This is a genomic window from Amycolatopsis thermalba (assembly GCF_023376025.1).
Taxonomy (GTDB): Bacteria; Actinomycetota; Actinomycetes; order Mycobacteriales; family Pseudonocardiaceae; genus Amycolatopsis_E; species Amycolatopsis_E thermalba.
Window position 1 is genome coordinate 4,521,732 of the sequence record NZ_CP091196.1, and the last position, 20,809, is coordinate 4,542,540.

Genomic DNA, 20,809 nt, shown 5'->3' on the forward strand with positions numbered 1-20,809 from the left:
CACCGGCTACCGCGCCACGGAAGCCCCCATCACGATCAGGCCGACGCATCGGAACAGCATCCGGTAGCCCGTCCGCCGGCCGGCCTGACGAACGCCTGACGATTGTCCCGGGGGTGAGCGGGGCGAACGCATGGCTGAAGTCTGCGCGGGTACCAGAGGAGAGTTGCCCTAGACAAGTGTCCGACCGGGAGGATTCGGCTGTGAAGCAGGGACGAGTGGTCGTCGTGACCGGAGCCAGTGCCGGTGTCGGCCGGGCCGCCGCGCGCGCCTTCGCCGAACGCGGAGACCGGGTGGCCCTGCTGGCCCGCGGCGAGAAGGGCCTCGAGGCGGCCGCCGCCGAGGCCGGACAGGCGGGCGGTCAGGCCCTGCCGGTGCCCGTCGACACGGCGGACGCCGAGGCCGTCGAGGCCGCGGCCGAGCAGGTCGAAGAGACGTTCGGCCCGATAGACGTGTGGGTCAACGACGCCTTCACCAGCGTCTTCGCGCCCTTCACCGAGATCGAACCGGAGGAGTTCCGCCGGGTCACCGCCGTCACCTACCTGGGCTACGTGAACGGGACCCGGGCGGCGCTGAAGCGGATGCTGCCGCGTGACCGGGGCGCGATCGTCCAGGTCGGGTCGGCCCTGGCCTACCGGGGCATCCCCCTGCAAAGCGCGTACTGCGGCGCCAAGCACGCCATCCAGGGGTTCACCGAATCACTGCGCTGCGAACTGCTGCACGACAAGTCGAACGTGCGCGTGACCATGGTGCAGATGCCCGGCGTCAACACCCCGCAGTTCGATTGGGTGCTGTCCCGGCTGCCCCGCAAGGCCCAGCCGGTCCCGCCCATCTACCAGCCGGAGATCCCGGCCAAGGCCATCGTCCACGCCGCCGGCCACTCCGGGCGGCGGGAGTACTGGGTCGGCGGGTCCACGGTCGGCACGCTCGTCGCGAACAAGGTCGCCCCCGGCCTGCTCGACCGCTACCTGGCCCGCACCGGTTTCTCCGCCCAGCAGGCCCGGCAGCCCCGGGACCGGGATCAGCCGGTGAACCTGTGGGTGCCTGCCGACGACACCGAGGGGACGGACTTCGGCGCGCACGGCCGCTTCGACCGCAAGGCCACCGCACGCAGCCCCCAGCTGTGGGCGTCCCAGCACCACGGCCTGCTCGGCGCCGCCGCGGCGACGCTGGTGGCCGCGGGCCTGGCCGCGCTGACGCGCAAGCGCTGAAGGAGACTGGATGTCCCTGCGCATCGAGGACTACGCGCTGATCGGCGACACCCAGACCGCCGCCCTGGTCGGGCACAACGGCTCACTGGACTGGCTGTGCCTGCCCCGAATCGATTCGGGCGCGTGTTTCGCCGCGCTCCTGGGCGACCCCGACCACGGTCAATGGACGCTCGCGCCGCTGGGCGGCGCCCGCACCACCCGCCGCGGCTACCGGGACGACACCCTGGTGCTGGAGACGGAACTGGTCAACGACGAGGGCACCGTGCGGATCGTGGACTGCATGCCGATCCGCCACGACCACCCGCGCGTGCTGCGGGTCGTCGAGGGCGTACGCGGCCGGGTCCGGATGCGCAGCGATGTGCGGGTGCGGTTCGAATACGGCCACGACCGGCCGTGGATCCGCACCGACGGCGAGCGGATCCGCGCCATCGCGGGCCCGCACGCGGTCGTCCTCGACGGCGACGTGCCGCACCGCGCCGACGAGCACGCGGTGTGCTCGGCCGAGTTCACCGTCGGCGAGGGCGACCGCGTCGGGCTGCGCCTGGCCTGGACCGGGCCGCGCCAGGCGGAGCCGGAGCCGGTCGACATCGCCGGGACCGTCCGCGCGACCGAACGCTGGTGGCGGGACTGGGCCGGCCGGTGCACCTACCGGGGCGAGTACCGCGACGCGGTGGTCCGGTCCCTGATCGCGCTCAAGGCGCTCGCCTACAGTCCCAGCGGCGGGATCGCCGCCGCAGCGACCACGTCGCTGCCCGAGCAGCTGGGCGGCGTGCGCAACTGGGACTACCGCTTCTGCTGGATCCGCGACGCGACCTTCACCCTGATGGCACTCCTGGAAGCCGGGTACGAACGGGAGGCTCGCGACTGGCGGGAATGGATGCTGCGGGCCATGGCCGGCGCCCCCGGGCAAATGCAGATCATGTACGGCGTCGACGGGGAACGCCGGCTCACCGAATCCGAGCTGCCGTGGCTGCCCGGCTACGCCGGTTCCCGCCCGGTGCGCATCGGCAACGCGGCCTCGGCGCAGTTCCAGCTCGACGTGTACGGCGAGCTGATGGACGCGCTGCACCAGGCCCGCACCCACGGCATCCCGCCCGATCCGGACGCCTGGCAGCTGCAGCGCACCCTGCTCGACTTCCTGGAATCCCACTGGGACGATCCGGACAACGGCATCTGGGAGATGCGCGGGCCGCGCCGGCACTTCACCCATTCCAAGGTGATGGCCTGGGCCGCGGTCGACCGAGCCGTGCAGGGCGTCGAACGCTTCGGCCTCGGCGGTCCCGCCGACCGCTGGAAAGCCCTGCGGCACGACATCTTCACCCAGGTCTGCGACCAGGGCTTCGACACCGCCCGCAACACCTTCACCCAGTACTACGGCGGGTCCGGCCCCGACGCGTCGCTGCTGCTGATCCCCGCGGTCGGGTTCCTGCCCGCCGGCGATCCGAGGATGCGCGGAACCGTCGACGCGATCGAACGGCACCTGGTCCAGGACGGCTTCGTGCAGCGCTACACCATGAACGAGCGCACCGAGGAACTGGACGGGCTACCACCCGGCGAGGGCGCCTTCCTGCCGTGCACCTTCTGGCTGGCCGACAACTACATCCTGCAGGGCCGCCACGACGAGGGCCGCCACCTGTTCGAGCGCCTGCTCGCGCTGCGCAACGACGTCGGCCTGCTGTCCGAGGAGTACGACACCGGCGCGCAGCGGCTCGTCGGCAACGTGCCCCAGGCGTTCTCCCACGTCGCGCTGATCGACACCGCGCTCAACCTGCAGAGCGAGGACGGGCCCGCCCGCCGCCGCGGCAGCCAGGGGCCGGGCTGATCAGTCCGGCGCCGGGCGGCGGGCGTCGGCCGGCGGCTGGTCCACGGTCGCCAGGACCGCGGTGAACGCCCCGGTCAGCAGCCACCACACCCCGCCGCCGGACGGGCCGGCGAGCAGCACCGCCCCCGAGGCCATTAGCGCGGCGCCGAACGCCTGCCCGGCCCTGGCGCTCCGCACCGCCGCCCGTGCCCGGTCCCCACGTCGGGCCGCGAGCGCCGCCCGCAGGATCCGGCCACCGTCCAGCGGCGCGGCCGGCAGCAGGTGGAACAGGGCCAGCGCGACGTTGAGTGCGGTCAGGCAGGTCAGCGCATCCACCGCCAGCAACGGTGCACCCAGGAGAGCACCGCCCCAGGCCGCAAGGCCCAGCAGGGCGCCGGCCGACAGGCTCGCGAGCGGACCGGCCACGGCCACGCGCAGCTCCGCGCCTGGCGCTTCCCGCTTCCGCGCCGTCCCACCGAAAAACCACAGCGTGACTTCCGGCGCGGCGGCGCCGTGGCGGCGTGCGACCAGCGCGGGCGCCACCTCGCGCACCATCAGCGACGCGACGAAGAACACCGCGGCCACCACCGCCGCGCCGAACAGCACCACGTCCGGGTAGGCGGGCAGCACCCGCGGCCACCGCGCGAACGCGAGCGCTCCGGCCACCAGTCCCAGGGCCGCCGTCACACTCCAGTGCGCGCGGACGCGGACACCGGCGAACTCGCCCAGCGGGACTGTTCCCGTCATCGTGCCGCAGCTCCTCTCCTCGGATCTCCCTCCCGGTCATACCCGCCCGCACCGGCTCGCGGTGCGGGACCGAGCTGACGAAAACCTTGCGATCACCGGGGAGCCACCGCGAGCCAGGTCGGCCCGGCACGCGATCGTCGTCGTGCTTCGCCTTCGCCGCCCGCCGACGCCTCGGCCACGGCCGGATCGCCCTCGTGCGTCGAACCGGCATCGCGCACGCCGAGTTGCGCAGGTCGTCGGCTGCCGTGTGCGCCGTCAGCTGGTGCCGCATCTCCGAGGTCAGCCTGCCGATCGAGACACCGGGGCAGCGGGTGGTCCGCGCTGCCGTCCGGCGGCAACTGCGCCGCACCACGGCCACGTCGGTCACCTCGTCGGCGGCGACCACCTGCCCGGAAGTCTCGTCCCCCCGTCGCGAAGACCACCGGGCCGGCCACGCACGTCCCTTCCCCGTGGGCGTGGGCGGTGGCCCGCCCGGGTAACCGGTGCTCGTGACACGACGGCGGTGGTGGGAAACGGTCAAGCGCATCGTCGCGGAGATCGGCGACGACAACGTCCCCACCTCGGCGGCCGCGATCGCCTTCTACGGGCTGCTGGCCCTGGCGCCGGCGCTGATCGCGCTGCTCACCATCTACTCGCTGGTCACCGACCCGCAGACCGTTCGCGACCAGCTCGCGCCCCTGGTGTCGGCGTTGCCCGATCCGGCGCGCAACATCGTGACCGAGCAGCTGGCGGGCGCCACGGCGCTCGGCTCGCGGGGGCTGACGTTCGGTCTCGTGGGCAGCGTCGTCGCGCTGCTGTGGACGACGTCCACCGCGATGGGGTCGATCATCGGCGGGCTGACGCGAGCGTTCGACGGGAGCGAGACGCGCAGTTTCCTCCGGGTGCGGCTGCTGGCGCTCGTGCTGACCCTCGGCGCGATCGCCGTCGCCGCGGTCGCGCTGGCCGCGATCACCGTGTTCCCGCTCCTGCTGGAGGTGTTGCACGTCCCCGGCGACAGCCGGTGGCTCGTCAGCACCGTGCGGTGGCTGGGCCTGGTCGTGCTGCTCGGCTGCGCGCTCGCGGTGCTGTACCGCTTCGCCCCGAACCTCGACCGCGCGCGGCGCCGGTGGTTCAGCTGGGGAGTACTCGTCGCGCTCGCCATCTGGCTCGCCGGATCCGCGGCCTTCACGGTGTACGTCGAGGGATTCGCGCACTACCACGCCGTCTACGGCACGCTCGCCGGCTTGGCCGTGCTCATGCTGTGGCTGTACCTCTCGGCGTTCGCCGTCCTCGCGGGAGCCGAAGTGGACGCCGAACTGGACCGCTGCCGGGCGCGGCACGCGGACGGCACCGGACCGGAGAGGCAGGACCGTGAGCACCGCCGGGAGGACGTCAGCGACCGGCGGCTACCGCAACCCCGCGCACCTCGCCCGGAACTGCCGGCGGAGCGGTGAGCCGCGGAGCGCGCTGGGCGAAGAACAGGCGGGCGATGAGGTCGCCGCGGGAGCCGGTGCCGGTTTGGCGAAGACCGCCTTCAGGTGGTCCTGGACGGTGTCGGCCGGCATCCGGAGCCGGTTGGCGATCTGCCTGGTGGGCAAACCCTGGGCGACGCATTCGGTGACCCGTCGCTCCCGCGGGGCGAGGCCGTACACGTCGGCCAGCAGTGGTGCCATCTCCGCCGGGCGGGCCGCTTCCAGCAGGACCGCCAGCGGTGCCGTCGGGCCCTCGCCCAGGAGCGAAGCCCGGACGATCACCCACCGGCCCGCCTTGGTGCGCACGCGCGCCCGGGCCAGGCCCGCACTCCCCTCCCCCACGTGCCCGCCGACGGCACGCGCCTGCCTGGCGACCGCACGGATCACCAGCGGGAGCGTGGTGCCTGCTCCGGGACCGATGCCGAGTCCGTCGATCCACGTCCCGGCCACCTGGTTGGCGAGGTCGACGCCGTCCTCGGGGTCCAGGACGAGCATTCCAGTGTCGTGGTGGCCGGCGCAGGCGCCGTCCAGGAGCAGCTTCCGGCGCAGCCCGTCGGAGATCACACCGGTCAGCGAGGTGACGAGCCGGACCTCGGCGGGCGAGAAGTACGGGCGGTCCTTCTCGCGGAACACGGTGAGCGCGCCCCACGTGCCGGTGCTGCTGGCCAGGACGACGCGGAGTTCGTCGGCGTAAGCCCGGGGGCGCCGGACCTCCCGGGGACGCCGGCTGAGGTCGGGTTCGCCCGCGGTGGCGTCGCTGAGACTCGCCGCGGTCCAGCCCGCGCGCGCCAGGTCAACCCATTTGGTGTAGTCCGGTTCGTGCAACTCGATCTCCACGAGCCGGCTGATCGCGTCCGCGGGCATCCCGTTCTCGACGAACTCGGCGGTCGGCAGCATGGTGGCCGGATCCATCGTCATCAGGCAGGAGCCCTCCGAAGGCACCGCGCCGTCCAGCGCATCGCCGCGAGAGGGTGTCGCGGTCGCGGGAAACCACCTCGCCGCATGATCGAAGCACTGGAGGTACCGCGATGAGAACCTTGCACGTCGGATTACGCGTGACCGATCCGCGGGCCACACCGACGGCATGACCGCCGCCGACTTCGCGGAGAAAGGGTCTGTCGACGGGTACATCGCCGGGCCGGACGACCGGATGTCCGAGGGACCCAACGGGCAGGTGTGCGCCGAAGCCCTGGCGACCGGGGCCGTGATCTCCGGACGCCGCACCTACGAGCTGGCCGGCCGGTGGCAGGGCGACCACCACGACGGGGTGCCGATCCACGTGCTCACCCACCACGTCGACCCGGCCGACGAGCCACCGGGCAGCGTGAAGTACTACGCCGACGCCGACGTCTGCGCCGCCGAAGCCCGGGAAGCGGCAGGCGATCGAGCGGTGCTGGTCCACGACGCGGGTGCGGCGCAGGCGTTGCTGGCCGCCGGGCAACTCGACGAACTCGAACTACACCTCGTCCCCGTGCTGCTGGGTGCCGGACGGCGATTGTTCGAGCCGACCGGACTCGGCCACGTCGAATGGGAACTCCTCCGCCGGCTCGACGGCCGCGATGCCACACATCTGCGGTACCGAATTCTTCATTCAGAAGGGAAACGGCCATGACTGCCGCACTGCTGACCATCGACGCTCTCGGCGCCCGGGACCTGCGAGGACTCCGGCGGTCCCCAGACGATCGCCGACGTGCCGACTGACTGCTCCCGCCACCACGACGATCCCACGGCCTCGGTGAACACTGCGAACCGCATGCGCGACCCCCGAGGGCACCGGCCCCACCGCGCGGCACGGGCTGCTCGAACTGCCCGGAAGGCTGACGATCCGGGGCATCACGCGCGCGATCGCCCTGGAGGTCGAGGTTCCTCGGCCTCAACGAGACCGGCCTGCCGCGCGGTCCCACCCTCGCGCTGTGCCAGAACACCTGGACGCCGGGCGCGTACTGCGAGTCCTACTGCCGGGTGGTCAGCATCCACCACCGGCGCGAGGACTCCGGCGTGTTCCCCGCCCTGCGCCGGTTCGCGCCCGGCCCGGCCCCGTGCTGGACCGGCTCGACCTGCTCACCGACCCCAGCTGTCGCATCTGTCCGATGAGGAACGCGAGCTGCCCGACCCCCTCGCCCGGCTGTCGCGGCGCCAGCCCCGGCAGCGGTCATGATCTGGTGTGACCGGCCGCGGCTCAGGGAAGGTAGAGGTCCCTCGCCCCCGCGTCCACGGCGAGCCAGGCGTCGAACGCGTCCCGGTCGGACTCGGCGACGGTCAGCGTGACGTCCGCGCCGTAGAGCCGTCTCGTCACAACTCGACCGCGTCGGCGAGTGCCGACCGCACAGCATCGTCCTCGAGCGTCCGGGCGGGCACGACGTCGACCGGGGAGCCGAGCAGTCGCCCCAGCTCGATGTCCAGCGTCGCGAGACGAGGTTCTGGCGCGCCGGCCAGCACACCGACCGTGCCGTCGACCAGGAACTCCATCGCGATCAGGATCGCGAACTGCAGCCAGACCCGGCCCAGCGCCGGATCGATGAACTGCGGCAGCAGCGCGATCGTGTAGGTGACCATCTTCGGGTTCAGCAGGCTGGTCAGGAACGCGCGGCGGCCCGTCACCCCGCCCGCGGGCACCTCCCCGGGCACGCCCTTGCGGTGCCGGATCATCTGCACCCCAGGTACACCAGGTACACCGCGCCCACGATGCGGACCACCGTGAACGCACCGGCACCGCGAGGAACAACGCCGCCAGCCCGGCCGCCGCGACCGCCACGTGCACCGCCTCGCTGACCGCCACCCCGGCCGTCGCCAGCAAGCCCGCGCGCGGCCCGCCCCGCATGCCGCACCCGAGCACGAACAGCATGTCCGGACCGGGCGTGATCATCGCGACGGTCGTCGTCAGCACGAACAGCGCGAGCAGGTGCGGGTCGATCGGCGTGAGCGGCTACCGCCGGGATCACAGCGAGTTTCCGGCTGCTTCCGCCCTGCGGCAGCGCGGTGCCGGCCCGCGCCCGGCGATCAGCGTCCACGGCCGCCGGAGTGCCGGGCGCGTGGTGCGGTCGCACCGGCCGGCTCCGGTCCGCAATCCACGTCTTCCGCACCGCTGCGAGTCTGCCGGAGCAGCGCGAGAGCCTCGTCGGAGGGAGAGCCGGCGAGCGTCGTGCACACGATCAGCACCTGGCCGGGGGAACGGGCGATCGACAGCGTCTGCTGGGTCACGGTCACCAGGCCGACGACGGGGTGGTGCAGTTCGTAGGACGCGGCGTCACAGGGTGCCACGCGGTGGTCGCCCCAGAGCGCGACGAACTCCGGGCTCCGCATCGTCAGTTCGCCGATCAACTCCGCGAGCAGCGGGTCCTGCGGGTACTTGCCGACGGTGATCCGCAGGTTGCCGACGACCGCGCGGGCCTTGCGCCTCCAGTCCGTGTACAGCTCACGGCAGTGCGGGTCGAGGAACAGCATCCGGGTCATGTTGGGCCGTCGCGCCGGGTCGTCCGGACTGTGGAAGTCCAGGTGGCCAGCCAGCAGAGAGTGCCCGAGAGCGTTCCACGCCAGCACATCCGTGCGCCGGCCGAGCACCAGCGCCGGAACGCCGTCCACGGCGCGCAGAAGGTCCCGTGTCTCGTCGGCGAGTTTTTCCGGCCGGGGGCGGCGCGCGCGGGGCGTGCGGCGGGCGGCATCGGCGAGCCGGACCAGGTGCTCGCGCTCGTGGTCGTCGAGCCGCAGGGCGCGGGCGATCGCGTCGAGCACTTCGGCCGAGGCCCCGCGGGACAGGCCCTGCTCCAATCTGGTGTAGTACGACACGCTGACCCCCGCCAGCTGGGCCAGTTCCTCGCGCCGCAGCCCCGCCACCCGTCTGCGAGGCCCGACGTCGCGCAGACCGACGTCCTCCGGCCGCAGCAACGCCCTTCTGGCCTGCAGGAAATCGCCGAGTGGGCCAGGTCCGTCCATGCCCCCAGTATCCGGTGCCCGGGCGAATCCCAGCCACACCCTGCGAGGGGTAGGACGACACGGGAGTGGTTCCGCAGCCGCCCGCGTTCCCAGACTCGGTGTCATGGAGCACGAACCCGAACAGATCGCACTGGGCGAGGTCACCGTCACCCGCATCAAGGAGTTCTACGGTTCGGTCGAGATGAGCCCGGACGATTTCTTCCCGGACAGCCCGGACGGCGCGTGGGACGAGCACCGCGGCTGGCTGGCGCCCGACTTCTGGGACCCCGGCACCGGCCAGTGCCAGTCCGCGATCCAGTCCTGGCTGCTGCGCAGCGAGGGACGCACGATCCTCGTCGACACCGGTGTGGGCAACCACAAGGACCGGCCGTACGCCCCGGTCTGGAACCGCCTGGACACCAGCTACCTGGACAACCTCGCCGCCGCCGGGGTCCGGCCCGAGGAGGTCGACGTCGTCGTCAACACCCATCTGCACATCGACCACGTGGGCTGGAACACCCGGCTCGACGGCCGCGCCTGGGTGCCGACCTTCCCCAACGCCACGTACCTGATGCCGAGGCGGGACTTCGAGTTCTGGGACCCCGCCAACGAGAACGAGTCCGTGCTGGGCCGGGGGAACCAGAACGTCTTCGAAGACAGCGTCGCGCCGGTCCACCGGGCCGGCCTGACCGAACTGTGGGACGGCTCGTACCGGATCGACAAGAACCTGAGGCTCGACCTCGCTCCCGGGCACACGCCCGGCTCGTCGGTGCTCGTCCTGGAGTCCGGCGGGGATCGGGCCCTGTTCGTCGGGGATCTGGTGCACACCGCGCTGCAGATCGCGGAGCCGGACACCAACTCCTGCTTCTGCGAGGACCCGGCCGGGTCCCGGGCCACCCGGCACAGGCTGCTCGGCCACGCCGCCGAGACCAACGCGCTCGTGTTCCCCGCGCACTTCGCCGGCGCGGGGGCCGCCGAGGTCGAGCGCGACGGGTCGAAGTTCACGATCAAGGAGTGGGCGGCGTTTTCCCGCATCTCCTGACTCTGCTTGGAAAGGAAGCGTTTTCCGTGACCCATCATGCGGATCCGGTGGTCGAGACCCCGGCGGGCGCCGTGTGCGGCGTCCGCGACGACTCCGGTGAGTTCTACCGCGCCATCCCCTACGCGGCGGCACCGCTCGGCGCCCGCCGGTTCGCCCCGCCCGAGCCGCACCCGGGCTGGTCGGGCGTGCGCGACGGCACGCGGCCTTCGCCCACAGCGCCCCAACCCGTCCGCGACTTCGGCCGGCTCGACATGACCCCCTACTTCGGGCCGGGCTGGATACGGGGCGAGGAGTATCTGACCGTCGACGTCCGCACACCCGCCGCGGACGGCGGCAAGCGCCCCGTCCTGGTCTTCGTGCACGGAGGCGGGTTCGTCACCGGCTCGACCCGCGCCGCGCTCTACGACGGCAGCGCGTTCGCCCGCGACGGCATCGTGCTCGTGACGGTGAACTACCGCCTCGGCATCCCCGGGTTCCTCGACCTGCCGGGCGCTCCAGCCAACCGCGGGCTGCTCGACGTGCTCGCCGCGCTCGGCTGGGTGCGCGCCACGATCGCGGCGTTCGGTGGTGACCCGGACAACGTCACGATCTGCGGCCAGTCCGCGGGCGCCACACTCGTCGGAGCACTCCTCGCGACGCCCGGGGCCACGGGGCTGTTCCGGCGGGCGATCATCCAGAGCGGCAGCGGCACCGGCGCCTTCACCCCGGAACAGGCGCGCCGGGTCACCGCCGCGGCGGCTGCCGCACTGGGCGTCGAACCGACCGCCGAGGCGTTCGCCGCGATCCCGGACGAGCATTTCGTCAAGATCCTGCCCGCGCTGGCCGGCCTCGACCTGCGCACCAGCACCGCGACGGACCCCCTGGCCGGTCTCAGCCCGTTCAGCCTCGTTCTCCCGGCCCAGCCCGCCGACGCTCTCGCCGACGGTCCGGCCCGTGACGTCGACCTGCTGATCGGCACCAACACCGAAGAGGGCCACCTCTACCTCGTGCCGAAGGGCATCCTGGAGACCACCACGGAAGCGGACCTGCTGGCGCTGGCCGAGCAGGCGCACCCGGCCCCGGAGACGGCGGTCGCCGCGCGCCGGGCCGCGCTGCCAGATGCGACCCCGGGCGAACTGCGCTCGGCAGTGCTCGGCGAAGCGCTGTTCGGGGCCGGGACGGCGCGCATGGCGCAAGCCCACGCGCGGATCTCGGACGGCCGCACACACGTGTACTCGTTCGGGTACCGCTCCACGGCCCTCGGTGGACGGCTCGGCGCCGCACACACCGTCGAGTTGCCATTCGTCTTCGACATCGCCGACGAGCCGTGGCTGCACGGTGACACCGGCCTGCTCGGGCCCGGCCCCGTCCCGGACGGTCTCGCCGCCCAGGTCCACGCCACCTGGGTCTCGTTCGCCCGGACCGGGGACCCGGGCTGGGCCGCCTACGATCCGCGACGGCCGGTGGTGGAGGTCCTCGGCACCGTGCGGTGACGAAGTGCCTCGCGCGCTGGCGGGCGCCGGCACACCACAGCCGCTCCCGGGTTCTCCCCGGGAGCGTCCAAAGACGACAGTGAGACGCCCTGGGTTTCGCATCGCCGGCTGCGGGGCGTGCACCGACGCGTCGGAGGCGGACAGAGTGATCGTGACGGTCCACGCCATCGCGACGAACCCCAGCAGGGCGAGCGAGCACCAGCAGCTTGCCGCGCCAGAACGGCATCGCCAGCGGCAAGACGGCGCGGCGATCATGGGGATGGAGGCCGGCGAGGAGAAGTAGCCGACGCCGGTCAGGCACACGACCCTCCACCACGCCTGCTGGGCCCTGTTCTTGGCGTTGAGCATGGTCAGCAGGATGCGGTAGGCGATGTAGGGCACGAACCGGCCGGCGTGGGCGAGGATGAACTGGATGCCGGGGTAGGCCGTCATCGCGCCGGACAGGATCAGGCTGATGGCCGTGCGAGTGGTGTCGAGCAGGAAGTCCGCGGTGAACGTCGGGATGCCGGGCACGTCGGGCCCGGGCAGCTCGCCGGGGTGGATGAACACCGCGGCTTCCCGCTCGTGCAGGAACTCCAGCAGCGGCCGGGACCCGGGATCGCCGAGGTAGCGGCCGTCGTTGTTGGCCAGCAGCACGATCCCGTCCGCGTGCAGCTCGTCCAGTGCGTAGGCGGCCTCGGCGAGCGCCCCTTCGACGTCGGGCAGCGTGAGCGTGGCGAAGAAGCCGAACCGGCCGGGACGCCGGGCCACAACCTCCGCGCTGTACTCGTTGACCTCACGTGCCCACCGCCGCGCCTGCCCGTCGTCGCCGAACCAGACGCCCGGCGTGGACAGCGACAGGATGCCGGTCTGGATGTCGTGCCCGTCCCTGAACTTCAGCGCCGGGCTCTCCGACCAGGACGGCAGGTCCACGCCGCCCGGGCGGATGCCCTTCTCGTGCATCCAGTCCGCGTACCGCGGCGGAACGAGGCGCCGGTGGGTGTCGATGCGGCGCGCACGCGTCATGACGATTCGGGCACTTCTTCGATCGGTGCGAGGAACCCGCCCAGCGCCCTGGGCAGGATGTCGGTGAGGCGCCTCGGCGAAGAACTCGGCGTCGAGGAGGTCCGGTCGCATGCGCACCACCGCGAACACCACCGGCACCGCGAGGAACAGCGCCACCAGCCCGGCCGCCGCCAGGAGACCGGCACGCGGACCGCCCCGCATGCCGCATCCGGGCACGAAGAGCACGTCCGGTCCGGGCGGGATCATCGCGGTGGTGGTCGGGACGAACACGGCCGGCAGCTGCGGGTCGATCGGCATGGCGGCATCTTCCCGCGACCCGCTGGAAAGCGTGCTCAAGCGTCCCGTCGCTGCAGCACCAGCCCGCCGCCCAGCAGGAGCGCCAGCGCCCAGGCCGCCAGCACACCCAGCCCGGCCCAGGGGGCGATCGGCAGGCTCTCCAGCCCGGTCGTCGCCTGGATGGACAGGCCCGCCGTCATCGGGCCGAAGCGTTCCAGTTGTCGCTGCCACTCCGGGTCCGGCACCACCGAGACCAGGATCGGCACCAGGTACAGCAGGCCGAGCACCAGCCCGATCGCCGTCGCCGAGTCGCGCGCCGCGGTGGCTGCGCCCAGGCTCAGCAGCGCGATCAGCGCCAGGTACAGCACCGATCCGGCCGCGGCGCGCAGCATCGGCCCGTCGGCCGGGAACGCGGGCAGCAGCACCCACCCGGCCAGCAACGACCCCAGCACCGCGAGCACCCCCGCGACCGTCACCACGCCCACCACCACCGACGACTTGGCGGCCAGGACGACCACCCGCCGCGGGATCGCGGTGAGCGTCGTGCGCACCATGCCGCTGCTGTACTCACCGGACATCACCAGCACGGCCAGGATCGCGACCGCCGCCTGTCCCAAGTAGACACCGGTGAGACTGGTCTGCACCGGATCGCAGCCGTCGCACCCGGTTCCGGCCGCCAGCGCGCCGAGCCCGGCGGTGACCACGACGACCGCGGCCAGCAGCCACCCGGTGCCCGGCGCCGTGCGCAGCTTCGTCCACTCCGCGTGCAGCGCGTTCCTCACGCGTCCCTCCGCCGCAGCACGTACATCGCCAGCCCGAGCGCCGCCGCCGCGTACGCGCACAGCACCGCGAACCCGCCCTACGGCGGCAACGGGTAATACCCCTGCGCGGGCGTGTACGCCGCGAGCACCTGCGGATACTCGGGAATGCTCTGCTGCACCGCGAACGCCGCGGCCGGGGTGACCCGCAGCAGCCATTGCGCGGCGCCGGACGGCAGCACCGACGAAGTCGCCAGCAGGTAGGGCAGCACGAGCGTGGCGATGCCGAGGGCGACGGCCCCGGCGCTGCGCCGCAGCAGCGAACCCACCGCGAGGGCGAACACGGCCGCGACCGCGATCACCGCCGCCGTGCCCACGACGACCCGCAGTTCCGTCGTGGTCGGCACCGGGATGAGGATGTTGCCGTTGCCGCGCAGGATCGCCCGGCTCAGCGGCACCACGGCCAGCGCGGCTGCGAACGTCACCGCCCCCAGCACCAGGGCCTTCGCGGCGAGCACGCGTTCCCGCCGCGGGCTGACGATCAACGTGGTACGGATCAGCCCGCGCCGGTACTCCGAGGTCGCGAACAGCGTGCCGACCACGACCGCGGCGATCAGCCCGGCGAAGGCGCCCACCAGGCTCTCCTCGACCCTCTCGCCGTCACCGGTCACGGCGGGCGCGATGTCGCCGGACCCCCGCACCGTGATCGCGCCGCCGGATTCGGTGAACCCGCCGCCCAGCGAGGGGTAGGACATCGAGTCGGCGCCCAGGTCGTCCCCCCGCCAGCCGCCGGAGAACCCGCCCTCCCGCGCGATGCCGTCGAAGGACGCGCTGACCTGCGTCGGCCCGCCGGTGATCTTGGTGCCGCCCAAGCGCCCGTCGGCGATGACGTTGTGGCTGGGCGAGGTCGCGAACAGCCCGGCCTCGATGGTCTCCGGCAGCCCGGGCAGGTCGACCGCGCCGGCGTCGGTCCAGGTGACCCCGTCCGCCGACACCGAGCCGGTGATGGTGTCGCCGGTGCGCGTCAGTCGCGACCAGGAACCGGGCGGCGCCGCGAGGTCCTCGGTGAAGTTGTGCTGCATCCGCACGCCGTGGGCGCCGGTCTGCATCAGGGCGGCGTAGGCCGACCCGCGCGTGGTGCCGTCCTTGAGGATGAGCCCGGCCTTCGCCCACGGTTCGACGCCGCGCGTGCCGGTCAGCGGGGAGACCCGGGCGGTGAGGGTGCCGTCGCCGGTGAGGGCCGAGTGGACGAAGAAGAACGAGTCGGTCACCGCCTGCCCGCCCGGTCCGACCGGGACCGCCCGGTCGCACTTGCGGTCACCGCAGGAGGTCTGGCTGCCCAGTGCGGAGAACAGTCCGATGAGGACGGTGACCAGCGCGGTGACGGCCAGGCCCGCGACCCAGCCGCGCACGGTGCGGAACTTGGTCCATTCGGCGTGCAGCAGCTGGGCGAAGCCGTCCCGGCCACGGTGTCCCGAGCGGTACGGCGCGAGAGTGGTCATCGGGCGGCCTCCGAGCGGAACTCGACCGCGTCGCGGGTCAGCTCCATGTAGGCCTCTTCGAGCGACGCGCGATGGGCCGAGACCTCCGAGAACGGCACCGCGTGCCCGGACAGCAGCGCGACGATCCGCTCGGCGGGCAGGCCGGACACGGTGAGCACGTCCCGGTCGGTGGCGGCGACCGTGCCGCCCGCGCGGGCCAGCACCGCTCTACGCTCCCCCGCCGCTGCTGCTGCGCATGGTCGACGCCGGGCTGCTGGGCCGCAAGTCGGGCCGCGGTTTCTACGACTACGGCTGAACCGCCTCGCCGAACGTGGCCAGCAGCAGGTCGACGAGCACCTCCGCCCGCGCCCCGAAGGCCACCCGCGCGTTCGGCTCGCCGGTCGCGTTCGGACGGAGGTCCATCACGGTCCGGCCGACGGTCAGGGCGCCGGTGGTTTCGACCTCGACGCGCACCGGGCGGGTGGTGATCACCTCGGGCCGCACCAGGTAGGCCACGCACACCGCGTCGTGCACGGGCGCCGAATCGGGTGCGTGCACGCCGTGGCCGGCGGAGTAGGCGTCGATGCGGCGGGTGATCAGGCCGGCGGCCGCGCGCCCGGCGGCGGTGCCCAGGCCGGCCAGTCTCGCGCAGTCGGCGCGGTTGACCAGCGCCTGGTGGGTGGCGTCCAGCGGGACCAGTGTCAGGCGCGGGAAACCGGCCGAGAAGACCATCGCCGCGGCCTCCGGGTCGGCCCAGACGTTGAACTCGGCCGAGGGCGTCACGTTGCCGTGGGCGTGCGCCCCGCCCATGATCACGACCTCGTCGACGGCGTCCCGCACGGACGGATCGGCGGCGAGCACGGTGGCGATGGTGCTCAGCGGCCCGACCGGCACCAGCGTCACCGGCTCGGTGGTGGTGCGCAGGGTGTGCAGCAGGAACTCCACCGCGGATTCCTCGCGCGCGGCCGTCACCGGCGTGGGTAGCGGCAGGGAGGTGCCGTGCATGTCCCGGGCCGAGTCGCGCTCGAAGTGCGTCTGCCCGGGAAACCCGCGCCGCGCGACGGGGTGTGCGAGGCCCGCGTGCACCGGGATGTCCGGCCGTCCGATGGCGTCCAGCACGCGCAACGTGTTGTCGGTGGTGGCCGGCAGGGGCACATTGCCGCTGACGGTGGTCACGGCGGCCAGGTGGAGATCGGGGTGCAGGGCGGCCAGCATGATCGCGACCGCGTCGTCGGTACCGGTGTCGACGTCGAGGATCACCTTGCGTGTCACCCCGGCAGCGTCCCACACGACGTGCCCGCGGCGGATTCCAGCACCGGCGGCCGTGCTCCGTCGGAATCCCCCAGCTGCGCTCCGGTGGCTGGGCGAAACCGGGACCGCAGCAGCAACCTGTGCGGCGTGACTGATCACGACATCGACCGCATCGACCACTCCGTCCTGTACACCACCGACATCGAAGCCACCGCCGCGACGTACGAGGCGCTCGGCTTCACCCTCAGCCCGCTGTCGCTGCACACCGGCTCCGATCGCCCCGGCGGCGAGCGCAAGCCGATGGGCGCCGGCAACCGGTGCGCGCTGTTCGGCCGGACCTACCTGGAACTGCTCGGCCTGTTCGGCGACGGCTCGGTGGACCCGTGGAACATCCGCCCGCTGATCGCCCGGTACGAGGGCCTGCACGGCTGTTCGTTCGGCTGCGACGACGCCGGTACCGTCTACCAGCGGCTGCGCGAAGCGGGACTGTCGTCGTCCGGGGTGCTGCCACTGCAACGGGACGTCGCCACCCCCGGCGGGACGGCGACCGCGCGGTTCCAGGCGATTCACCTGGACCGCGCGCTCACCCCGGAAGGGCTGATCCACATCGCGCACCACCTGACGCCCGAGTTGATCCACCAGCCCCGCTACACCAGCCACGCCAACGGCGCGATCCAGCTGCACAGCGTGTTGCTGGTGGTGGACGACGCCGACCTGGAGGCCACGGTCGCTCGCTACGCCCTCACCCTGGGCACCGAACCCGTGGCCGAGGAACCGCTGCGGGTCCTGTCCCTCCCGACCGGCCGAATGGAGATCGTCGCGGTCTCCGCTTTCGGCGAGGTGCTGCCCGGCGAGCCGGTGCCCACGCTGCCCTACCTCGCGGGGCAGGCCGTCGCCGTCACGGACGTCGACGCGGCTCGCGCCCTGGTCGAGAGCAACGGGTTCACCGTCCGCGAGCTGCCCGGCGGGTTCTTCGTCGGCGCCGGTGAGGCCCGCGGCGCGGCCATCGCCTTCCTGGCGGCGTGACCGATGACCGGCCTCGTTCGCGCGCCCGCCGGGGCACTGCGCGGTGTTCCCACCGGCGCGGTCACGGCCTTTCCCGGTGTCCCGTACGGCAGCGCCGGGCGGTTCGCCGCGCCCCGGCCGGCCCCCGCCTGGGCGGGGGTGCGGGACGCCGGCCACCCGGGTCCGGCGTGCCCGCAGCCGCCCTCCCGGCTGGCCCGCATCATGGGGCCGGGCAGCGACCTGGCCCAGGCCGAGGACTGCTTGTCCGTGAACGTCTGGACTCCGGGCGGGACCGGGCTGCCGGTGCTGGTGTGGCTGCACGGCGGCGGATTCTCCAGCGGATCGGGCGCGGAAGCCTGGTACGACGGAGCCCTGCTGGCCGAACGCGGCCGGATGGTGGTCGTCACGGTCAACTACCGGCTGGGCGCCCTCGGGTACCTGTACCTGTCACCCGGGTTCGGTCCGGCCAACCTCGGCCTGCTCGATCAGATCGCCGCGTTGACGTGGGTGCGGGACAACATCGTCGCGTTCGGCGGCGACCCGGACCGCGTCACGCTGGCCGGGCAATCCGCCGGGGCGCTGTCGGCGCTCGCGCTCCTGGGCCGTCCCGCTGGTCCCGGCCTGTTCCACCAGGTCATCCTGCAGAGCACACCGGCCGGGGTCACCCCGTTCAGCCGACGGGAAGCAGCCGGGATCGGCCGCCACCTGCTGGAGGTTCTCGGCCCGCACCCGGCCGAGGCAGAACACCTGCGGACCGTGCCCGTTCCCCGCCTCCTGGCCGCCCAGCAGGAACTCGCGCGGCGCAGGGCGGCGCCGCTGTCCGTGACCCCACCGTTCCAGCTGGTCGCCGACGGCGTCCCCGCCGACCTGCTCGCCGGCGCGCCCGGCGACCTTCCCGTGCTGATCGGCACGACCCGCGACGAGGCCTCGGCGTTCTTCCCCGGCGCGCCCGCGGACCTGACCGCGCGGCTCTTCGGCGACGGCAGCCGCCGGCTGGCCCGGCAGGCCGGTTCCGCCTTCGCCTTCCGGTTCGACTGGTCACCACCCGGCAGCCCCTTCGGCGCCTGCCACTGCATCGAACTGCCGTTCGTGTTCGGCGGCCTGGACGCCTGGCGCGCGGCGCCGATGCTGGCCGGCGCCGATCCCGCCGATCTACGGCGGCTGGTGGACCAGGTGCAACGCGCCTGGACGGGACTCGTCCACACCGGATCACCCGGCTGGCCGCCGTTCCCGCACGTCAGGCACTTCGCCTGACCCCCGCTACCCTGACGCCGGTGAGTTCCCTGGTCCTGGACGAGCTCGACCGCTCGATCGTCCACGCGCTGCACGTCGACGGCCGCGCGCCCTTCAGCCGCATCGCGTCCGTGGTCGGTGTATCGGATCAGACAGTCGCGCGGCGCTACCGCAGGCTTCGGTCCACCGGATCGCTCCGGGTGATCGGCCTGCCGGACGCCCGGCGGCTGGACTGGGTGGAATGGTTCGTCCGGGTCCAGGTGACACCCGACGCGGCGGTGCCCGTCGCCGACGCGCTGGCTCGCCGGCCGGACACCTCCTGGGTGTGCCTCACCTCCGGGGGAAAGCAGATCTGCTGCGTCACGCGGGTGCGCAGCACCGGCAAACGCGACGCGCTGCTCCTCGGGCAACTACCCAGGACACCCCGGGTCACCGGCGTCACGGCGCACTGCCTGCTGCGCGTCTTCGCCGGCGGCCCGTCCGGCTGGCACGGCAGGGCCGACTTCCTCACGCCCGAGCAGATCGCGGCTCTCGCCCCCGAACCACCGCGCGACCGGAAAGAACGGGTCGTGCTGCAAGACGGCGACGAGCAGCTGCTGGCCGCCCTCGCCCGCGACGGCCGGGCGACCTACCCCGATCTCGCCAAGGCGACCGGTTGGTCGGAGATGACGGCCACACGCAGGCTCGCGCAGCTGCGTCAGCGCGGCGCGCTGTTCTTCGACGTGGACATCGATCCCCTGCTCCTGGGGTTCGAGACCCTCGCCATCCTCTGGCTGACCGTCGATCCGGCCCGGATGCGCCCGGCGGCCGAAGCCCTCGCCGCGCATCCCGAGGTCGCCTTCGCCGCGGCCACCACCGGCCCGGCCAACCTGCTGGTCTTCGCCGCCTGCCGCGACGTGGACTCCCTCTACGACTTCCTCGAACGCGGCATGGGCACGCTGCCGGGGATCCGCCAGCTCGAGAGCGCACCGGTCATCCGCAACAGCAAGCGAGCCGGGGGAGCCCAGGCGCCCGGTTCCGGAACGCCACGTCCTCCGAAGCGGTAGAAGATCCACCGATCACGGCCGGCGGCGTCAGCTGTCGATCTTCCCGAGCTGGATCAGCAGCTCCAGCTGGTCGTAGTAGAGGTGGCTGTCGGTCATCTGGCCGGCCCGGACGCGGTGGACCTCGCAGAACGGGATGTCCACCGTCCGCTGCGTCGGGGCGATGTCGCCGGCCGGGGTGACCAGCCGGCCGGTGTGGGTGCCCTGGAAGCGGCCCTCCAGCACGCCGCCGTCCTCGTCGCCGTGGATGCTCATGACCGCGATCTGGTTGTCCGGGAACGCGTCGTGCCAGGTCGACCACTCCGCCTCCAGCGCCTCGCGTCCGGCGAGCCGGAACCCGCCGGGAGCGCGGAGCTCGAAGGCGGTCTGGTCGGTCATGCCCCGCCAGCCCTCGCGGTCGCCGGCGTTCCACAGGTCGACCCACCGCTGGGTGAGGCTGTTCGTGCCGCCCTCCCGCACGGTGGTGAACAGCAGCCGGTACTCGCCCACCGACCGGACCTGCGCGTGGATCCGCGCCAGGGTGTCGGCACGCAGGCGGGCCACCGCGGCGCGGCTGTCCGCCAGCTGCTCCATGGTTTCGTAGGCGGCGATCACCAGGCAGCGGCCCTGCTCGCGGTCGGCGAGCATCTGCGCGCTGCACAGCCCGTCCATCTTCACCAGGCCGGGCACCGCGTTCTCGCGGAAGGCCTGGATCGCCGCGCCGACCTCGCCGGGCGGGCAGTCGATGGTGGTCATCCGGACGCCGGCGCCCGGACCGGGGCGGCTGCGGCGGACGAAGACCGGGACCTCGAAGTGGTCCACGGTGATCAGGCCCGCGCCCAGCTCGGCGGCTTCCTTGCGGGAGGCTTCCACGGCGTGCTCGGAGAGCGTCATCGACTCCGCGGAGTCCCAGTAGGTCCCGGCGACGGTGATGCCCAGCTCGCTGTTGGTGAGGACGGCCAGCCCGCGGTTGCCGGCCTGCGCCTCCACGAAGGGGCGCACGGTCGTGTCCAGGTAGTGCGTGACCTCGTCGATCCGGGCGGGGTCGCCGATGAGCGTGTTGATGCGTGCGTACACGAGACCCTCCCTCGATGCTGGTGGTGGTGCCCGGAACCCTCCAGCGTCGTCCTCGTCCCGGGCCGCGG

At 72.9% G+C, this 20,809-nt stretch carries 19 protein-coding genes and 3 pseudogenes; 11 read left to right on the forward strand and 11 right to left on the reverse strand.

Going from position 1 to position 20,809, the window contains the following annotated elements:
• The first annotated feature begins 200 nt into the window (after positions 1–200).
• Positions 201–1,208: an SDR family oxidoreductase gene (locus L1857_RS21880; RefSeq protein WP_116114138.1), complete on the forward strand. Its 1,008-nt coding sequence runs from the start codon at positions 201–203 to the stop codon at positions 1,206–1,208.
• A 10-nt stretch (positions 1,209–1,218) separates the two neighbouring features.
• Positions 1,219–3,030 (forward strand): glycoside hydrolase family 15 protein, encoded by a 1,812-nt coding sequence (locus tag L1857_RS21885; RefSeq protein ID WP_249466149.1) that lies wholly within the window; start codon positions 1,219–1,221, stop codon positions 3,028–3,030.
• On the opposite strand, the gene L1857_RS21890 is transcribed toward L1857_RS21885, so the two are convergent.
• Positions 3,031–3,756: a site-2 protease family protein gene (locus tag L1857_RS21890; protein WP_116114142.1), complete on the reverse strand. Its 726-nt coding sequence runs from the start codon at positions 3,754–3,756 to the stop codon at positions 3,031–3,033.
• A 488-nt stretch (positions 3,757–4,244) separates the two neighbouring features.
• Here L1857_RS21890 and L1857_RS21895 point away from each other — a divergent pair, with 488 nt between their 5' ends.
• The gene (locus L1857_RS21895; protein WP_162831229.1) at positions 4,245–5,189 is read left to right on the forward strand and encodes a YihY/virulence factor BrkB family protein; all 945 of its coding nucleotides are present in this window, start codon (positions 4,245–4,247) and stop codon (positions 5,187–5,189) included.
• On the opposite strand, the gene L1857_RS21900 is transcribed toward L1857_RS21895, so the two are convergent.
• Complete coding sequence (locus tag L1857_RS21900) at positions 5,142–6,125, reverse strand: helix-turn-helix transcriptional regulator (protein WP_162831230.1); 984 nt, start codon at positions 6,123–6,125, stop codon at positions 5,142–5,144. The genes L1857_RS21895 and L1857_RS21900 overlap by 48 nt on opposite strands.
• 166 nt (positions 6,126–6,291) lie before the next feature.
• On the opposite strand from L1857_RS21900, the gene L1857_RS21905 reads away from it, so the two are divergent.
• Complete coding sequence (locus L1857_RS21905; RefSeq protein WP_116114149.1) at positions 6,292–6,819, forward strand: dihydrofolate reductase family protein; 528 nt, start codon at positions 6,292–6,294, stop codon at positions 6,817–6,819.
• Positions 6,820–7,499: 680 nt separating this feature from the next.
• On the opposite strand, the gene L1857_RS21910 is transcribed toward L1857_RS21905, so the two are convergent.
• The 3 genes and pseudogenes from L1857_RS21910 to L1857_RS21915 all read right to left on the reverse strand — a co-directional run bounded on the left by L1857_RS21910 (position 7,500) and on the right by L1857_RS21915 (position 9,140).
• Complete coding sequence (locus L1857_RS21910) at positions 7,500–7,856, reverse strand: LysE family transporter (protein WP_275895927.1); 357 nt, start codon at positions 7,854–7,856, stop codon at positions 7,500–7,502.
• Between the two features lie 121 nt (positions 7,857–7,977).
• A pseudogene (locus tag L1857_RS35605) lies at positions 7,978–8,073 on the reverse strand (LysE family translocator); the annotation flags it as partial.
• Positions 8,074–8,207: 134 nt separating this feature from the next.
• Entirely contained in the window at positions 8,208–9,140 is a 933-nt protein-coding gene (locus tag L1857_RS21915; RefSeq protein WP_240323403.1) for a helix-turn-helix domain-containing protein, read from the reverse strand.
• A gap of 103 nt (positions 9,141–9,243) precedes the next feature.
• Here L1857_RS21915 and L1857_RS21920 point away from each other — a divergent pair, with 103 nt between their 5' ends.
• The 3 genes from L1857_RS21920 to L1857_RS35430 all read left to right on the forward strand — a co-directional run bounded on the left by L1857_RS21920 (position 9,244) and on the right by L1857_RS35430 (position 11,916).
• On the forward strand, positions 9,244–10,161 hold the full coding sequence (locus L1857_RS21920) for an MBL fold metallo-hydrolase (RefSeq protein WP_116114151.1): 918 nt from the start codon (positions 9,244–9,246) through the stop codon (positions 10,159–10,161).
• A 26-nt stretch (positions 10,162–10,187) separates the two neighbouring features.
• On the forward strand, positions 10,188–11,633 hold the full coding sequence (locus L1857_RS21925; protein ID WP_116114153.1) for a carboxylesterase/lipase family protein: 1,446 nt from the start codon (positions 10,188–10,190) through the stop codon (positions 11,631–11,633).
• Positions 11,634–11,784: 151 nt separating this feature from the next.
• The gene (locus L1857_RS35430) at positions 11,785–11,916 is read left to right on the forward strand and encodes a hypothetical protein (protein WP_275895926.1); all 132 of its coding nucleotides are present in this window, start codon (positions 11,785–11,787) and stop codon (positions 11,914–11,916) included.
• A 71-nt stretch (positions 11,917–11,987) separates the two neighbouring features.
• On the opposite strand, the pseudogene L1857_RS21930 reads toward L1857_RS35430, so the two are convergent.
• The 4 genes and pseudogenes from L1857_RS21930 to L1857_RS21945 all read right to left on the reverse strand — a co-directional run.
• Positions 11,988–12,935, reverse strand: a pseudogene (locus tag L1857_RS21930) (amidohydrolase family protein); the annotation flags it as partial.
• 35 nt (positions 12,936–12,970) lie between these two features.
• A complete protein-coding gene (locus L1857_RS21935; RefSeq protein WP_094002626.1) occupies positions 12,971–13,696 on the reverse strand; it encodes an ABC transporter permease in 726 nt (241 codons plus the stop codon).
• 77 nt (positions 13,697–13,773) lie between these two features.
• The gene (locus L1857_RS21940) at positions 13,774–15,174 is read right to left on the reverse strand and encodes a DUF1349 domain-containing protein (protein ID WP_249466153.1); all 1,401 of its coding nucleotides are present in this window, start codon (positions 15,172–15,174) and stop codon (positions 13,774–13,776) included.
• Positions 15,171–15,377 (reverse strand): hypothetical protein, encoded by a 207-nt coding sequence (locus L1857_RS21945; protein WP_198958073.1) that lies wholly within the window; start codon positions 15,375–15,377, stop codon positions 15,171–15,173. Before L1857_RS21945 ends, L1857_RS21940 begins: the two co-directional genes overlap by 4 nt.
• Here L1857_RS21945 and L1857_RS21950 point away from each other — a divergent pair.
• Positions 15,377–15,469 (forward strand): annotated as a pseudogene (locus L1857_RS21950) (3-hydroxyacyl-CoA dehydrogenase family protein); the annotation flags it as partial. The gene L1857_RS21945 and the pseudogene L1857_RS21950 sit on opposite strands and share 1 nt — an antisense overlap.
• Here the strand turns inward: L1857_RS21950 and L1857_RS21955 are convergent.
• Positions 15,460–16,425: a nucleoside hydrolase gene (locus L1857_RS21955; protein WP_094002836.1), complete on the reverse strand. Its 966-nt coding sequence runs from the start codon at positions 16,423–16,425 to the stop codon at positions 15,460–15,462. The pseudogene L1857_RS21950 and the gene L1857_RS21955 sit on opposite strands and share 10 nt — an antisense overlap.
• A 126-nt stretch (positions 16,426–16,551) precedes the next feature.
• Between L1857_RS21955 and L1857_RS21960 the strand changes: the two genes are divergently transcribed.
• From L1857_RS21960 to L1857_RS21970, 3 genes are read left to right on the forward strand one after another with little or no spacing between them, the layout of a single operon-like run.
• Positions 16,552–17,430: a VOC family protein gene (locus L1857_RS21960; RefSeq protein WP_158224372.1), complete on the forward strand. Its 879-nt coding sequence runs from the start codon at positions 16,552–16,554 to the stop codon at positions 17,428–17,430.
• Between the two features lie 3 nt (positions 17,431–17,433).
• Positions 17,434–18,663, forward strand: a complete 1,230-nt coding sequence (locus L1857_RS21965; protein ID WP_116114161.1) for a carboxylesterase family protein — start codon at positions 17,434–17,436, stop codon at positions 18,661–18,663.
• Between the two features lie 20 nt (positions 18,664–18,683).
• Entirely contained in the window at positions 18,684–19,688 is a 1,005-nt protein-coding gene (locus L1857_RS21970; RefSeq protein WP_116114164.1) for an Lrp/AsnC family transcriptional regulator, read from the forward strand.
• 27 nt (positions 19,689–19,715) lie between these two features.
• Here L1857_RS21970 and L1857_RS21975 read toward each other — a convergent pair whose 3' ends face one another.
• Positions 19,716–20,741 (reverse strand): ester cyclase, encoded by a 1,026-nt coding sequence (locus L1857_RS21975; RefSeq protein ID WP_205413393.1) that lies wholly within the window; start codon positions 20,739–20,741, stop codon positions 19,716–19,718.
• Positions 20,742–20,809 lie beyond the last annotated feature (68 nt).

Excerpts from the sequence above, each read along its gene's own strand:
- L1857_RS21885 (WP_249466149.1), top strand. The coding sequence starts at position 1,219 with ATGTCCCTGCGCATCGAGGACTACGCGCTGATCGGCGACACCCAGACC.
- L1857_RS21890 (WP_116114142.1), bottom strand. The coding sequence starts at position 3,756 with ATGACGGGAACAGTCCCGCTGGGCGAGTTCGCCGGTGTCCGCGTCCGC.
- L1857_RS21900 (WP_162831230.1), bottom strand. The coding sequence starts at position 6,125 with ATGACGATGGATCCGGCCACCATGCTGCCGACCGCCGAGTTCGTCGAG.
- L1857_RS21905 (WP_116114149.1), top strand. The coding sequence starts at position 6,292 with ATGACCGCCGCCGACTTCGCGGAGAAAGGGTCTGTCGACGGGTACATC.
- L1857_RS21910 (WP_275895927.1), bottom strand. The coding sequence starts at position 7,856 with ATGATCCGGCACCGCAAGGGCGTGCCCGGGGAGGTGCCCGCGGGCGGG.
- L1857_RS21915 (WP_240323403.1), bottom strand. The coding sequence starts at position 9,140 with ATGGACGGACCTGGCCCACTCGGCGATTTCCTGCAGGCCAGAAGGGCG.
- L1857_RS21920 (WP_116114151.1), top strand. The coding sequence starts at position 9,244 with ATGGAGCACGAACCCGAACAGATCGCACTGGGCGAGGTCACCGTCACC.
- L1857_RS21940 (WP_249466153.1), bottom strand. The coding sequence starts at position 15,174 with ATGACCACTCTCGCGCCGTACCGCTCGGGACACCGTGGCCGGGACGGC.
- L1857_RS21965 (WP_116114161.1), top strand. The coding sequence starts at position 17,434 with ATGACCGGCCTCGTTCGCGCGCCCGCCGGGGCACTGCGCGGTGTTCCC.